The sequence below is a fragment of the Caloramator australicus RC3 genome (assembly GCF_000297115.1).
Lineage (GTDB): Bacteria > Bacillota > Clostridia > Clostridiales > Caloramatoraceae > Caloramator > Caloramator australicus.
Map to the genome: position 1 here is coordinate 1 of NZ_CAKP01000157.1, position 16008 is coordinate 16008.

Annotated in this window: 16 protein-coding genes and 1 CRISPR repeat array; of the genes, 1 reads left to right on the forward strand and 15 read right to left on the reverse strand. The window is 30.3% G+C overall.

Going from position 1 to position 16008, the window contains the following annotated elements; all coding sequences use genetic code 11:
• Positions 1-590: RNA-guided endonuclease TnpB family protein (locus CAAU_RS13540; protein WP_040306825.1), on the reverse strand; the 590-nt coding region annotated here is incomplete at its 3' end.
• A gap of 167 nt (positions 591-757) precedes the next feature.
• Here CAAU_RS13540 and CAAU_RS13545 point away from each other — a divergent pair.
• Positions 758-1162: a hypothetical protein gene (locus CAAU_RS13545; RefSeq protein ID WP_008910009.1), complete on the forward strand. Its 405-nt coding sequence runs from the start codon at positions 758-760 to the stop codon at positions 1160-1162.
• An 11-nt stretch (positions 1163-1173) separates the two neighbouring features.
• Here the strand turns inward: CAAU_RS13545 and thrB are convergent, their stop codons facing one another.
• The 14 genes from thrB to CAAU_RS13615 form a co-directional block, all read right to left on the reverse strand.
• Positions 1174-2055, reverse strand: a complete 882-nt coding sequence (thrB, locus tag CAAU_RS13550) for a homoserine kinase (RefSeq protein WP_008910010.1) — start codon at positions 2053-2055, stop codon at positions 1174-1176.
• 1 nt (position 2056) lies between these two features.
• Complete coding sequence (thrC, locus tag CAAU_RS13555) at positions 2057-3538, reverse strand: threonine synthase (protein ID WP_008910011.1); 1482 nt, start codon at positions 3536-3538, stop codon at positions 2057-2059.
• Positions 3539-3687: 149 nt separating this feature from the next.
• Positions 3688-5010, reverse strand: coding sequence for a methyltransferase domain-containing protein (locus tag CAAU_RS13560; RefSeq protein ID WP_008910013.1), 1323 nt, complete (start codon positions 5008-5010; stop codon positions 3688-3690).
• Between the two features lie 16 nt (positions 5011-5026).
• The gene (locus tag CAAU_RS13565) at positions 5027-6667 is read right to left on the reverse strand and encodes a hypothetical protein (RefSeq protein ID WP_051004433.1); all 1641 of its coding nucleotides are present in this window, start codon (positions 6665-6667) and stop codon (positions 5027-5029) included.
• Positions 6668-6774: 107 nt separating this feature from the next.
• On the reverse strand, positions 6775-7137 hold the full coding sequence (locus CAAU_RS13570; RefSeq protein ID WP_008910015.1) for a hypothetical protein: 363 nt from the start codon (positions 7135-7137) through the stop codon (positions 6775-6777).
• A gap of 13 nt (positions 7138-7150) precedes the next feature.
• Complete coding sequence (locus CAAU_RS13575) at positions 7151-8020, reverse strand: RAMP superfamily CRISPR-associated protein (protein ID WP_008910016.1); 870 nt, start codon at positions 8018-8020, stop codon at positions 7151-7153.
• Complete coding sequence (gene csx7, locus CAAU_RS13580; RefSeq protein WP_008910017.1) at positions 8004-8795, reverse strand: type III CRISPR-associated RAMP protein Csx7; 792 nt, start codon at positions 8793-8795, stop codon at positions 8004-8006. The genes CAAU_RS13575 and csx7 (CAAU_RS13580) overlap by 17 nt, the downstream gene beginning before the upstream one ends.
• On the reverse strand, positions 8788-9531 hold the full coding sequence (csx7, locus tag CAAU_RS13585) for a type III CRISPR-associated RAMP protein Csx7 (protein WP_008910018.1): 744 nt from the start codon (positions 9529-9531) through the stop codon (positions 8788-8790). Before csx7 (CAAU_RS13585) ends, csx7 (CAAU_RS13580) begins: the two co-directional genes overlap by 8 nt.
• Positions 9532-9568: 37 nt before the next feature.
• Entirely contained in the window at positions 9569-9907 is a 339-nt protein-coding gene (locus tag CAAU_RS13590) for a hypothetical protein (RefSeq protein WP_207635480.1), read from the reverse strand.
• Entirely contained in the window at positions 9904-11037 is a 1134-nt protein-coding gene (locus tag CAAU_RS13595) for a hypothetical protein (RefSeq protein WP_008910020.1), read from the reverse strand. The genes CAAU_RS13590 and CAAU_RS13595 overlap by 4 nt, the downstream gene beginning before the upstream one ends.
• The gene (locus CAAU_RS13600) at positions 11034-11564 is read right to left on the reverse strand and encodes an RAMP superfamily CRISPR-associated protein (RefSeq protein WP_008910021.1); all 531 of its coding nucleotides are present in this window, start codon (positions 11562-11564) and stop codon (positions 11034-11036) included. Before CAAU_RS13600 ends, CAAU_RS13595 begins: the two co-directional genes overlap by 4 nt.
• A gap of 5 nt (positions 11565-11569) precedes the next feature.
• Positions 11570-13300, reverse strand: a complete 1731-nt coding sequence (locus CAAU_RS13605) for a Cas10/Cmr2 second palm domain-containing protein (RefSeq protein WP_008910022.1) — start codon at positions 13298-13300, stop codon at positions 11570-11572.
• Positions 13301-13333: 33 nt separating this feature from the next.
• Positions 13334-14449 carry a putative CRISPR-associated protein gene (locus CAAU_RS13610; RefSeq protein WP_008910023.1) on the reverse strand — a complete coding sequence of 372 codons (1116 nt, stop codon included), beginning with the start codon at positions 14447-14449 and terminating at the stop codon, positions 13334-13336.
• 114 nt (positions 14450-14563) lie between these two features.
• The gene (locus CAAU_RS13615) at positions 14564-15340 is read right to left on the reverse strand and encodes an ADP-ribosylglycohydrolase family protein (protein ID WP_008910024.1); all 777 of its coding nucleotides are present in this window, start codon (positions 15338-15340) and stop codon (positions 14564-14566) included.
• A gap of 23 nt (positions 15341-15363) precedes the next feature.
• A CRISPR array of direct repeats spans positions 15364-15992; the repeat unit is 30 nt; unit sequence GTTTCAATCCCTCATAGGTAGGCTAAGAAC.
• The last annotated feature ends 16 nt before the right edge of the window (positions 15993-16008 follow it).

Below are 16008 nucleotides of genomic sequence, written 5' to 3' on the forward strand. Positions count from 1 at the left end.
CATTTTGGATTTTCTACCTTTGTTCCATCAGATAAAATAGCAAATTCTTTAATTCCTAAATCTATACCTACTTTTTTATCTATTTTAGGTAATTCTTTAATTTCTTCTTCTACAAGTATAGAAGCATAATATTTGCCTGTTGGCGTTTTTGATATAGTTACAGATTTAATTTTTCCTTCAAATTGTCTGTGTTGTTTTATTTTTATTTTTGTCTTTAACTTTGGAACTTTTAGATAACTACCTTCAAGTGTTACTGTCCCATTTTGATTATTTGTAGTATAAGACTGGTAACCTTTCTTTTTCTTGAACTTTGGAAAACCTATTTTCTTATCTCTAAAAAAGTTTTTATATGCCTTCTCTAAATTAAGCTGTGCATTAGCAAGGGCAAGACTATCTACTTCTTTTAAAAAAGAATATTCTTTTTTATATTGTGCAGGTGTATTGTTTAGCATTTCTCCTGTTTTTTTATAGTATTCTATTTTGTCATGTAGCATTTTGTTGTATATAAATCTTACACAACCAAATACTTTAGCAAAATATTCTTCTTGTTCTTTTGTTGGATATATCCTGTATTTATAAGCCTTTAGCAAAATTACACCTCCTTCCTGTAATACTGATTATATCATAAAAAAGAATTTATCAATCAACATTCATCACCCACTTATAGAAGTGGGCGACTTCTGTTGCTCTTTAGTTAAATTTTTATGAACTAATTGTTAACTTATGGTATAATTAAATAAAAAGGGAAGGTGATGTTATGTGCTACTTTATGTTTGCAAGGACAAAAAATAGATTGCCGGAGGATGTTTTAAGGCAAAATGAAGTGGATAATTTATATGTAACGGATATAACAGGGGAAGTTGAAATAGACGATGGTTTTTTATATCACATAAGCAACGGACATTGTGCCTGCGATATAGTTATTAGCTCCTTTAGCAGAATAGACAACGTAAAAAACGTCCTAAAAAACATAGGAAAAGATTTTAAATTTATAGTTGTAAACAGCGATGAAGAAGATGTTGAGGTCCTTCTTGGAAACAAACAGGATTTTGATGAATTTTTAAATAGCTTTCCCAAAAAAGAAATAACCCTTAATGAACTATTAGAAATTTATCCTAACTTTTTAGAGTTTGATACCCTTTATATTGTAAAACAAAAATAGGGCAACCTGCCCTATTTTATTATTTTAGTCCCTTCATAATCTATATTTACTTCCTTAACTATCCAGCTTCCTTCAAAATTATATATAGCCTTTTCTATTTTTGCTTTAAAATCCGTATTCTCCTTATCAACTATAGCCATAAGAGTAGATCCAGAACCGCTTATAAAAACTGCAAGGCTGCCTAAATCTAAACATTTCTCTTTTATAGTATCAAAACCCCTTATAAGCTCCTTTCTATAATCCTCATGTATTTTGTCTCTACAGGCTATTTTTATATTATCATTTCCCTCAATAAAGGAAGTTATAAGAAGGGAAACCCTACCTATGTTAAAAACTGCATCCTTATAATCTATAACCTTTGGCAAAACCTTCCTTGCCTTTTCCGTTGAAACTGTAAATTGAGGAGTTAAGGCATAAAACTTAAATCTATCTGCAACCTTGATTTTATTATAATAAACCCTATCCCTTTCATAAATTGCTGCCGTCATACCTCCAAGTAAGGCAGGCGTTACATTGTCAGGATGGCCTTCCATTTGAGTTGCAATATTTAGAATTTCCTCCTTTGAATAAACACGTCCCACAAGTTCATTCGCCGCCAAAAGGCCTCCAATTATACAAGCAGCACTGCTTCCAAGACCCCTTGATATAGGAATCTTACTATCCACTTTTATTTTAATTCCCATCGGTGAATATAATGCACTTTCGAATATCCTTTTCATAGATTTATAAATTAAGTTATCCTCGCCTTTAAATTTATCGTCACATCCCTCTATAATTAGTCCTTTTTCTATTTCTTCGACTTCTATATAACAATAAAGATCCAATGCTATTCCTAAACAGTCAAACCCTGGCCCTATATTGGCAGTTGTAGCCGGAACCCTTACTTTAACCATATTAATCCCCCTTAAGTATATCCTTTATCACATCATAAATTTCCCCTTTATCAATAACCTTGTTATGCAAAACCCTTTTATTATTAAGCTCAACTATTTGCTTTGGGATAGATGTTTTTGTAAGCTTTGATAATTCATCAGCAAGCATAAATTCATCACCATAAGGCTCTTTTAAAGTAATGGCTTTATAAACAGATGCTACGAATTTATATGGACTTGCAGTTGAAGCTATAATTGTCTTTGTATCATCATCGGTATCCTTTAGATACTTTTTATAAACGTTTAATGCAACAGCAGTATGAGGATCAATAAGATATCTAAGATTTAAAAAGGCCCACCTTATTTCAGAACATGTCTCCTTATCGTCTGCAAAATTAGCATAAAAATCCTTTAAAGAATCCATATATTTTTCTGAAAGCTTAAAGCATCCAAATTCTTTTAAATCCCTCATTAGGGCTCTAATTATATCCTCATCCTCACCACAGGCATCATATAAAAATCTTTCTAGATTGCTGGATACTAAAATGTCCATGGAAGGAGATATAGTTGTATAAAAATTTCTTCTAATGTCATATACTCCACTCCTTAAAAAATCATAAAGAACATTATTTGTATTTGATGCACATATTAGTTTATTAACCTTAAGTCCCATCTTTTTTGCATAATAGGCAGCAAGTATGTTACCAAAGTTTCCTGTTGGAACAACTATATTTACATATTCCCCTTCAGATATTTCCCCCATTTTTAAAAGTTTTAAGTAGGCATAAAAATAATATACTATCTGTGGTAAAAGCCTTCCTATGTTTATTGAATTTGCAGAGGATAAAACATAACCCCTTTTATCGATTTCTTCATTGAAGTGAACATCAGCAAAAATCTCCTTTACAGCCCTTTGGGCATCATCGAAATTGCCGTTTATTCCAAAAACAAATGTATTTTCTCCCTCTTGAGTTGTCATCTGCAATCTTTGAATGTTGCTAACCCCTTTAGAAGGATAAAAAACTATTATCTTAATCCCCTCTATATCCCTAAAGGCCTCAAGGGCAGCCTTTCCTGTATCCCCAGATGTTGCTGTTAGAATTACTATCTCCTTTTTAATATTTTCTTTTAATTTTGCTTCTTTTAAAAGGTATGGAAACAATGATAGAGCCATATCCTTAAAGGCAAGGGTTGGTCCATGGAATAGTTCGAGAAAATAAAACTTATCCTTCTTTACTAAAGGAGCTATTTCTTTTATATCAAACTTATCATCATAGGCCTTAGTTATACAATTAAAAAGTGTGTTTTCATCAAAGTCATTAAAATAATTTTTAAGAATATAAAATGCAAGTTCGTTATAACTCTTATTCATAAGTTCTTTAAAATTTAATTCTACCTTTGGGAACTTAATAGGAATAAACAATCCTCCATCATCAGCTAATCCTTCAATTAAAGCTTTTGTAGACGTTAACCTTATATTCCCCCGCGTGCTTTTATACTCCATCATAACCCTCCATTTTTATAATTTTCTTAAAATTATAACACAAAAAATAAAAAGCCCAAATAGGCTTTTTATTTTTATAAACAACTTCAATAACTTGTAGTTCATCCACATATTTGTCAAATTTTTAAAATTATTAAGAACCGTCCCCATCAATAGAATAGTTGTAACTTTGATTTGATATCTAAGATCATATTAACTTTATTCTCTTTCTTAATAACCTTCAACTTTTTTATACTTATCTTTTCTCCCATATTTAATTTTTTAATAGCTTCTTTTGTATCATTTAAAGCACTTTCATCTATTTTAATCCAATAATCTTTATTCGGCATCGTTCCATCACATATACAAAAACTTAAATTCTTATTAGATTTTTTCTTTACTATACCTTTAATATTTGCTCGAAATTCTTTTTCTTGATGTTCGAATATCTCCTTTATTGTAAAAAAACTCTGTTTATTCCTCTCAATGCGATATTTATATAGACCATCCTTTCTTAAAACTGTATAATTATATGCCACATGTTCTCTATTTTTAAACTTTTTAAGTCCTTTTGAAAGTAAAAATTGGATTAATTCAGGCTTTTTAACTTCCATTATATAAGTAGAAAAGCATGCACAATTTATTTTATCTCTATCTTCCCATATAGGAATGCAAGGTGAAAAAATATTATATATTCCTTCATTAACTAATTTGTTTCTGATTTTTTTAAAACTTATACATTCAAACTCGCTACCTGGTTCAATGATAATTAAGGATCCATCGTCGTTTAAATTATCCCTTAAATTTTTTAATAATTTAAAGGCATCAAAATCTTTTTCATGCTCAAAATGGTTTATGAAATTGCTCATGCTGATGATATCATATTTAAAATCTTTTTTTAGTATAGAATCATCCTTTACATTTGCCACTAAACTATTAACTTGAACTTTTAAATTTTTAGGCAATAAAACCTTACTTATTAAATAATTAGCGTAATCTATGAATTTTTTTTGCGAATCAATTAAATGAAAACAAATAACAAATTCCTTATCTTTTAAATTCTCAGCAATTATTTTATAAAATTCAATAATCCCTAAAGGCAGAGTAGCAGGACCTGTTCCAATATCCAATACCTTTATTTTATTCTTCAATTCTCCAGCTATAAGCAAATCAACAAGAGGCTGCCAAACTTTATACATATTATTAGGCAAATAATACCAAATATACGTTATATACTTATCAGAATAATCGGTTTTAGAAGGAACCTTATACAAATTATCTATAATATTAATAACCTTTTTAATAAATTTATCTTCTATTAACTCCAAGTCATTAAGATCATTGTATTTTCTTTTAAAGCCACCTTCTTCAAAAATCAAATCAACAATTGCATTTTGTATATAAAAAGGAACTGCCTTATCTTCATCCTTAATGTAAAATATTCTTCTAAGGTCATCCTTTTCAACATGTATTTTATCGTTTAATAATATCATCTATCCCCATCCCCTTTTATACCACTCTTTTTCTTATATTAAGAGATACAGCCAAATTTAATGTGTCTAAAATATATTTTTTTGATTCCTTGTCTTTGTATTTATCCCTATATTTTTCTAACAAATTTATAGCCTTGTCATATTGACCAATAGTTATATAAAGCCTAGCAAACCTTTCTTCTATAAAATCCCTTTGCATAGATTTATTTTCTTTCCAATTTAATTTCAATGATAATTCATAACATTTTTTGGATTTATTTATATATGAATTCAACTTATCTATATCTTTACAATTTATGTCTATCAAATACCAATAAATCATAAAATACAAAAGCCCTAATCTATATAGTAAATCAATCGCTTCAATTTTCCAATTATCATATGTCTTCATTATATCTTCATGAGTAATTTTATCTATAACTTCATTTATATCTTGTTCATATTGATCCTTAAAACATTCTTCTAAATACTCTTTTGCATAAAATAGTCCTTGTTTAGGATCGATATGGTTTTTAGAAAACAAATTTGTGTTTAACAAATTACCTTGTAATCTCCTTTTAACATTACTCCAGAAAGATTTTAAAGCTTCTTGATAAAATTTGGATATATTGTATAACGAATTTATATATTCATATTTACATCTTTTCTTCTCATCTTCCGATAGTTCTCTCCATAAATTTATAACTTTTCTCAAATAGTCTATACCTTCCATTTGTCTTTTAAAGACTTCATCAGTATCTACCACAATTTTCCCATAGCATTCTAGCATAAGGTATCCTAATCTATACCACTCTTTAATTCTTGTATCATCAAGTTTTAATGCATCTTTAAAATATCTTTCGGCTTTATTAAAATAAGTAAGAAGATCCTCGGTTGATTCTAATTTAAACTTTCTATTATTAATAGCATCTTGTAAATAATGATAATTAATATAAGCTATATTAGATAAATATCTCGCCTTATTCTCCTTATCAATTTCAATACACCTTTTAAATATAAATTCAGCTTCTTCCCTTAACTTTTTCTTTTCTTTAAGTATTTTTTCCTTCTTTTTTATATTATTTAAACACTCCTTATCAGCATCACTTAAGTATGATAATTTTGATATAGCAAACCCTATCATAGATAAAATTTCATGATTATTCCAATATTTGCTTCTATCTATATTTTCAATTGGCTTAAATTTGTTATATATTCCTTCCCAATTATTTTGAGCAAACATACTTCCTATATCATCTTCATCTTTTTTCAAATCATTTTTATTCATATTATTTAAAACAGCTAGCCAGCCATTATTATCAAGTAAAATAATATTAGGCATAAATTCTTCTTTTTTTATTTTACCTTCGCTTATTAAGTAATAATATAGTGATTTAGAAAATAAAGTAGAGTTAAAATATTCTTCATTTTTTAACACAATATTATATCTTATACTTATCCCGTTTGTAGAAGTAGCGATATTGTTAACAATAATGGAATATACCTTGCTATCCATATTTTTACCATTATAAAAGGCAAAAGCACGTTTAATATCTTTGGCTGTTAATTTTTGAATCCCTGGAAATTTCGATAACACAATCTCTGTATTTTTTTGATTTAAATAAAATTGGCCTGATTTTAAGTCATGAAATGGGGGAACTTTTAATATTAAATACATAAATCTTCACTTCCTCAAATAAAGTTTCAATTATATCATACTAAGAATAATATTCATATTTTTTTGCACTATTTACAAGAAGAATAAAAGTCGCCAAATGGCGACTTTTATTTGCCTGCAAGTCTTCTTGCCCATCCAAACACATATTTTAATTCCGTCAAGCTTAAATTTTGTAACCTTGGATTTGCTATTTGATAATCACTATATTTCCTTACCATAATATGATTTTCAATAAAATCCTTCAAACCTTGTTTTACCTGCTTCCCTCCACCTAAAATAGATATATTTTTGTCATCCTTCAAAAGACTTAGCAGCTTCAAAAATTTCTGTTTTCTTTCTGTTTCATCTTCTGAGCTGTTTTCTGCTATTTCTATAAGATTTAATATATGGTCAAAAAAATTAGAATATTGGTTTCTTTTGACAAAACTCACCATGGATTCTGCTTCCTTTAACAATTTTTTCTTATCCATCCAACCACCAACCTTAATAAGTTCTTATGTTACCATTCTGTGTCCAATCTGAAACTCTTTTAGCATTGTTATAACTTAATATAGTCTTCAGCCTATCTATGTTTTTTCTAATATTAGCATCGGATTCATTATAGTATTGATTGGCATATTTTTTATATTTGTCTTGTTCATCGGAGTCTCTGACCAAAAATTTAACACTCCCATAATATGCAGGTTTCCCGTATCCTATTTTAGGTTGAATATCGCCGTTAAGTCCTAAAGAATAACAAAGTAGCTTTAATTGCTTTTGAGTTAAACCATTATAATAAACCTCTCCTTCAAATTCAGCGCCTTCCTTTGCAAATTCAAAAAATATTGTGCCTTTTTCGCATATTGATGAAATCCCATGATAATAAAATTTATATCCTTTATATTTTCCGTTTAACAAATATAACTTTTCTTCAATATGAGGTGCATATAAATTAGGCAATCCAATGATATCCATACTCCCTTTTGTCATTTTAAAATCACTAAATATTACTTTGCTTTTCCTGCCCATACTTCCAAATGTCTTGCATATTATGCAATCCTTTGAACTATCATTAGTCTTATTATTAGGCAATTTATTATATCGAACCTGTTTACCCGGTTGATAACAGCTATAGGATATTGCTTCTGCTATGCTTCTTACACATCCCTTTATACTGCTTCCCGGAATAGTAACCTCACCGTTTATCCTTAAAAATTTTTTGTAAATCTTTCCATTATGTTCATCTATTTTACCCGAAGATATATGAACCGGGGTCAAAACCTTAATTTTTAATTTTATTATACCCTCTAAGTTTCCATCTTCGTTATACGGCTTATAATCCAAAAAGGGAACAAAACTATATGGCTTGCTCATTCAAATCGCCCTTTCTTAATTCATTATCATTTAACTGGATATTCCTTAAAAGTCCATCCAATTCATCTAAACTATTTATTTCTCTTTCTATATAAAATCCTTTATCCGCATAATTATTGTTTGATAATCCTTTATTATAATACCTTAATTTAATGCTAAATTCCTTAACTTCCATACGTCCAAATCCCTTCGAAGTTAATCCTCCAAAAGTTACAAAGCCATTATTAATATCCTTAAACACCTCAACAAGTGTTTTTATATGCCACTTAAAAAAGTTTTGCAGTCTTATTTCCCCTTTAAACTCCGCATCCTCTACATATTCCATGTTAAATAAAGCTCCTTGTTTTGCCGCACCAGATATCCTTTCTATAGCAACCGAAGTCCTTGAACCTATAAAGTATTTTCCAACAGGATAAGCATCCGAAAATAACACCCTGCTTTTCAAAGCCGTAGAACCAAACATTTTGCAGGCAGGACAGCTTAATTTATACCTTTCGGTTCCATTCTTATTTTTCATGTCACTTTGGTTTGAACAAGCTCCTGAAAACAAGTTACAGCTCTTAGGCAGTAATTTTTCTGCCCTCGACCTAAAAACTCCCTTAATACTTGTTCCAGGCATAAATGGGATTACTTGACCATCTTTGTGAACAGTTATGAAAGTATTATCCTCTTTAGTAGGATCTAATCCTTCCTCCTTGCCTGACCTTATAAAAAGAGGACTTTTAGTCTTTAAAGTATAAGTTATAATCGCTTCATTATATATCTTTTTAAACATTTTGCCACCTCATTTCCTCAGAAGGTCCGTTTAAAAGATATTTCTTTAAATTTTTATCCGTTATTTTATAAACCTTATAATCCTTAAGCTGAACATCCCCAAGTCCTGCTGAAGTTTTTCCGCCTATTTTAATCTCACCCTTTGCTAAAAGGTTTATAATTAACTTTAAAATATCCTCATACGCTTCTTCTAAATTGTCTATCGTCATATAAAAGTTAAATTTTGAACCGGGTGATACATATTCAAAATCATACTTTTTCCCATCCGCTGCTGTTAATGTATCCCTATCGATTGCAACGCCATCCCTTTTACCTGTATAAATCTTTTCAATTGGAACCGCATCGCTTATATGAATTTTAGATGCAAAATACTTAGAACCAAATATTTTACATACCGTGCACATATTATCATAGATTTTTTCTGCAAAATCCTTTTCATTCTTTGAATCATTTTTAAGTGCTTCCACTTTTTTATCACTTAAACATTCCTCATTTACAATAAAACAAGAACTAAACCTTTCGTCATATCCGCTGTTTAAAATCCTTTCTATATAAGACCTTAAAACTCCCTTAAGGGAACTTCCCGGTATAAAAGGTTCACCATTTTTATATCTTACAACGCTGTTGTCAACAGCATTAGGAGTAAACTCATCCTCCCCTCCTCCTATATGTAAAGGAGTGTTATTTACCAAAATCCCTGTAACTATATATTTATTCACAAATTTATCGTGCAACATCTAATCATCCCCTTTTTTGAGTTATTATTCTTTTTTCTTAACCCTCTAACCCTCTTTTTAACCAATACAAATATCCAAAGAAAAGACTTATATTTTTAATGGCTTCCTTGTCATCCTTTGATGCATTTTTTATTTCTCTGATTTTATTTATTATAAAATCTCCAAATTTTTGCTTTGAATTTGGCAAAGTTTTTTCCCACCCATTTCCCTTACCGGTCTTATACTTTATAAAAAGCTCTATCTCCTCATAACAATCAGCATTTAAAACCATCGCCGATAAGCTTTTAATATTTGTACTTCCAATATCTTTATTATTTAAAAAATTTGTCTTTCTTACTTCTTCTACTTTCTGAAGAATTTGCTTTTTTTCCATCACCTTACACCTCCACAATAAACCTCATATTTGCCAAAACCGTTATTGTTTTCTAAACCAAAAAATGGATTTTTGAAAAAATCATCATAAATTTTGTCTAAATCATTATTAGTCTTCAAAACAAAAACACTTCCCTTTAAAACATGTATAATTGCCCTTTCCCTTTTGTCCTCTTTATTTTGAGATGTGTCATAACCTCTATAATTTATAGTTTCTAAATACGCCACATCTATATCGTAATCGCTGCCAATATTTAATAGATCCTTCCACAAATTTTTATATTCCTCCGTTGAATAATATTTATCATTTATTTCAAAATCCAGCTTACAGTCCGAAACTAACTTTAATGCAAAATAAGTTTTATCTTCTTTTTTATTTTTATACCTTTCATTAAACCTTTTAATTTTCATTTTTACATTTTCCTTATTATCCTTTTCCTTTTCTTCACCTATTGAAAGCTTTGCCATTCCAAAACCCGAAGATATATAACTTCCAACCCTTATATTTTCAAATAGCTTTAGCTCTTCCTTTGTAATGCCATCAATATAGCCTTCAAATTTACATTCTAAAGAATCATTAACCCTTTTCGTTGCAACAATAGGAATCAAAGAAAACAAATTTCCTTCCTTTGCTGTTTTTGTATAGCTATTAATTGCAGTCCTTGTAAAAACCTTTTTATAGGGCTTAAATATTTTGTTATCCCTTACAAGCCCGGATATAAACTCAACCCTATTATTTCCCTCTGGACATAATTTGCATTTGGCTTCATCCGTCAAAACATCTACAAACCCATGTCCATCATTATTTTTGCATTTCATCGCTGTCAATGGAACCACATCAGTTCCAGTTGGATAGAAAAATGAAAACTTTATATCTTTAAACTTTTTACAAACGGATAAAAAATCACAGTTTTTGCATCCATTTCCATTTCTAAAATAAACCCAATTTCTTTTTTGCTGGCCTTCAACTTCAACAATATCATTCTTAAATTCTTTACAATTGTTTAAAATCGTTCTTGCAAAAGCTGCCCGCATAACATCCCCTGCAATGTAATCTGCCCCTTCTATGTAATTGCTGGAGAGCTTTTTAGTCCCGACTAACAAAGGCGATAAAAATTCAGCAATAATTCTCATGCCTTCACCTCCCTTATATCCACTTTACATCTTCCGCATCCCCTACTTTTTGAGCCTCCAATAAAATCAATCATTTTGAAGGCCATAATAAGTTCTTCCAAATCTATTTCTTCATCAATATAGGCCTCAACTTTACCCTTATATATTCCAATATCTGCGGTCTCAAAGGAATATAACGCTTTATCCTTCGATACTTTTCTAAATCTGTCTATAGCAACTCCATATCTAACATTAGTTCCTTTTTCTTCTTCGGGAAGTAGATCAGTGAAATAAATTTTTGAAGGACAATAGCCTTTACTTCCAAAGAGCCTACTAACCAATTCTTCTGCCTTGTCTTCATTTAATTTACTTTTAAGAATCATCAAAAGATTATCCCTAACCTTACCTTTTAAAGTTGAACCTGGGATAAAGGGCTTGTTATTCATTTTTACGGTTGCTTTATCTATCATTTCCCCTTCTATGTTGCCTGAAGAAATGATAAAAGGAGTCTTTATTTCAATCACAATCTCATAAACCTTCTTAACCATACCAATCACCACCTTACATAATCCCATAACATACAAATATCAGCCCATGGTGAATATACTCCATTAACTAAACCTGTAAAGGTTCTCCCTCTAAACATTTCAGTCACGATTTTGTTTAATTCCTTTATTGTTCTGGCATTTTGATATAGATAAAATAGTTCAAATTCTTCCCTTTCCATAGTCTCAGAAGCATACCTTAGTTTATACAACTGGCTCTTTTGAATGCTTTTCTCCTTCATTTTTCTTATTGCTTCATAATAACTTGCAAGCTCATTTACCGTGGCAGGGAATAATCCTTCCTTGATATAATCAAAATCTATAAAGCTGTTTCCCTCTAATATCTTAATATCTATGGTTCCTGCAGGATTTTTTAAATTTTTAGCCTTTTTCTTTGCATTCTTAAGCAAATTTTGTGCGATATCAGACATATTCCCTATAGGAGTATTGAATTTTGCAATGCAAACTCCAATAGACATTGTTATATTATTTTTAAAGCTTCCATCAAATTTTTCTATTATTTTTTTTGAAACCTCAAGAGCATAAACAGCAGGCACTATAACAAATATGTCATCCCCACCTAAAGCAATTATTTCAAACCTTATATCATCCTTCATAACTTCTGCAAAGGATTCATAAACTGACTTTTTTGTTATGTAGTCCAATGTCCTGCTAAAATACATCATCTCAAAAGGATTATTTATATTCATAACATAATTACCCATGTTGTTTCCATCACCATAAATAACTGCAACATATCCTCTATCGTCTTTTAAATCTTCCAAAGTCTTAACCGATTTAGCCTCTTTGTTTGTAAAGCTTTTAAACTCATTTGCAAAATTACTCTTATCCTTACCAACTCTATTTTTTCTTAAGCATGAAGGACATACAGGAACTTGTCCATCAGGCGAACTTATTAAATATTTAGCATCTCTTATTGCACAAAGATCACATACTACACCATTTTCCCTTAAAGTATTTGCCTTAAGACTAATCTTATTGCCGTTTATATTTAGCTCCTCTAGTTGGCTATCAGGATTTATAGGATAAATTTTTATTTTTTTTCTCCATTCCAACTTTCTGTTTAATTCTCCCGATATTCTTTTATAATCATAAAAAAATGTGTTCAAATCGGTAGTTTCCCATTCAAAGGCATTCATAGCAGTAAGAGCAATATTGGTATACTCTTCTTCAAGCCTTTTACAAACATCCTTGCCTTTACCTTCAGGTAAAACAATATATACATTGCCTCCTCCTGCATAAATTACGCATTCCTCTATAAATTTTTCACCTACAATATTTAAAGTAACATCTATGTTAAGATACTCTATTATTTCACTTGCCCCTCTTATATCTTTTATCTTTTTATTCTCTAAGAAATATTTCTTTATCTTATATATAGAACCTTTGATCACATCGATTTTTATATCTTTAAAAAGCTGACTTTGGATGCCATTTAAGCCGTCTATAATAAATTTTTTTATATCATCCGCTTCATCTGAGAAAAAGCTCATATAAGCCTTTTTCCTATCAAACTTTGATTTATCCATCGTCTTTAAATAAGAAATTAAAACATATATCTTAGCTGCATCGGCAACAGAAGGCTTATTCTCTTTTATATTCTTTTCGTTCCATACTACGTCTTCGTAACTTTTAAGATGATAATAAATATTTTTTAAATCCGAAAAATCATTTATCCTTTTATACGAATCATCAATCTTTGCAGGATAAAAAGCCATATTATTTCTACCTCCTAAAAAGCAAATATTTAATCAATCATCGTCTTCAAAATAAAGTTTTTCAAAACATGTATAATTTGACTTAAATATTCCCTTATTACCAAGTTCCCTCATATACTCATCATGGTCAGGGACAATTTCACATACCCATGGAATTTCTCCTTTAAGATAATAAAATATTCTTTCACTTGTAGCAGGCATCTTAAACACCTTACAATCCGAAATAGAAGGATCAAAATTAGTGTGGATATAATTATTTCTTATATCTTCCTTCAATAATTTTTTAAGAAGTGATAATATTTTTTCTCTATCTGTTCTATCCGAAATACGATTTAAGAATTTCATAGCCTGCTTTGATAAATAAATGAATTCCTTATCATTAACCGCTCTATATTTTCTATATAACATTAACCCAATCCCTGACAGCGTTACATATCCACCATCATGTATTAATAATGAATTAAAATCTCCCCTTATTGCAAAATCAATTCCTTGAAAAAACTCTTCCTCCTTTAAAGCACCTTCTTTAAATAGTCGTTCAAATCTTTCTTCATTTTCTTTTATCAAATCATAATTGAATTCTAAAGGTATTGGAGGAAGTTCTATCAAATTATCGGTGTTTTCAAATATGTAGGCAATTTTTTTGTTGTAAATCATGCCTAAAATAGTCAAATATGGGACAACACCTTTGTATCCTCCAGTTGGATTAAATATTATTTCTGCATAGGGATTTTGTTCGATGATTTCAAGAATTTTTTCGATGAGATTTTTGATTCCTTCCCGTTCGAACTTTACCGAATCGTTTACCACAAGATTTGTAATAGATAAGACTTTAGATGTTGCATTAAATGTAACTTCGAAGTATTCAGAAAGTATGTCTCCTGCAAGCCTTGATTCCTTTGTATCTGTAACTATGAAGTATAGGATATCATCATCTTCTACTCCTATTTTATTTAAGCTCTTTATTTCAGCAGATATCTTATCTTTATCTTGTTGACTTTTAATGATGCTCCAAACATAACTTTTTATCTTTTCTTCTTTTTCATCATTTTGAGTATAACTTCTATAAAGCTCTTGAAAATTTTTATCTTCTTTCATAATATTTGTAAAAATAGATGTCCCTACAGTAGAAAAGATTATCTTCCCCATAAAAACCACCACCCAATTTTATCCATATATTTATTTTTCTACATAATAACCAAAAATCCTTCTAAAATATCTAAATTTTAACTAAAATATATTTTAAACAAAATATAATTCATATTATTTTGCACCATTTAATAAGTTATAAAAGCTCTCTATTGTGTTGATCATATCACTGTCAAGCCTTTTATAAGCCTCCATCTTTAAATCTTCAGATATAGAACCGTAATATGCCTCTGCTATTCCTCCTGTTATGCAAGCAATAGTATCGCTATCTCCACCTATTGAAATTGCATTTCTTATAGCATCTTCAAAATCTTCAGATTCAAGAAATGCCCTTATAGCCTGAGGAACTGACCCTTGACAGCTAACATCAAACCTATACCATGTTCTAATGCTGTCTAAAGGTTCATCCAAATGATAATTAAATCTTTTTTCTATTTCCTCTTTAATTTTTTCCTTTGTTGCACCTTTTCTTGCCAAAAATATAGCCAAAGCTGTAGCCTGAGCTCCTTTAATTCCTTCAGGATGGTTATGGGTAACTTTTGCACTTTCTTGAGCCATTTTTAAGACATCTTCTTCACTGTCATAATAAAATCCTACTGGACTAACTCTCATAGCTGAACCATTTCCAAAGCTGTTATAAGGTTTAAATCCATCTGATAATCCCCAACTTATAAATTTACTTCCATAACCCGCATCGGGATATTTTCTAAACCATTCCTTATATGTAACATCGAAGGGCTTTTTATTTAATAATGCATCCATAGTAGCAACTGTTAGAACAGTATCATCTGTAAAATGCGAATATTGATTAAAAAGCTTAAAGTCCTTTGTCTTCTTATTATGGAATTCAAATCTCGAACCTACAATATCACCAATAATAGCTCCCAGCACAAAACCATCTCCCCTTAAAAAAAATAAAAATCCCTCATAGGTAGGCTAAGAACGGTCAAAGGAAATCGTTGAAGCTGATGCAATTGGCGAGTTTCAATCCCTCATAGGTAGGCTAAGAACGGTGCTATTGCAGTCCTCAAGGTGGCAGAGGTATTTGTTTCAATCCCTCATAGGTAGGCTAAGAACGATGATATAAAAACAACAGCAGAGGACAATTATATTGGGTTTCAATCCCTCATAGGTAGGCTAAGAACCTCCTGTATCATAAGCACGTCTAACTATTAAATCCCAGTTTCAATCCCTCATAGGTAGGCTAAGAACGGGGTTTTGGCAGATGTTTTGGTATCCCTAATAAAACGTTTCAATCCCTCATAGGTAGGCTAAGAACTCATATTTTTTATACCTCCTTTTAAAATTTTCCTGCGTTTCAATCCCTCATAGGTAGGCTAAGAACTTTATATGGAAACCTATTGTAAAAATATTTCCAGTGTTTCAATCCCTCATAGGTAGGCTAAGAACATATTATCATTTCAAATGATATAAATATAAAGAAAAGGTTTCAATCCCTCATAGGTAGGCTAAGAACTTTACTTGAGGGCTTAAATTGAGGCAGGAAAAAATAGTTTCAATCCCTCATAGGTAGGCTAAGAACGGACGATCAAACGTCC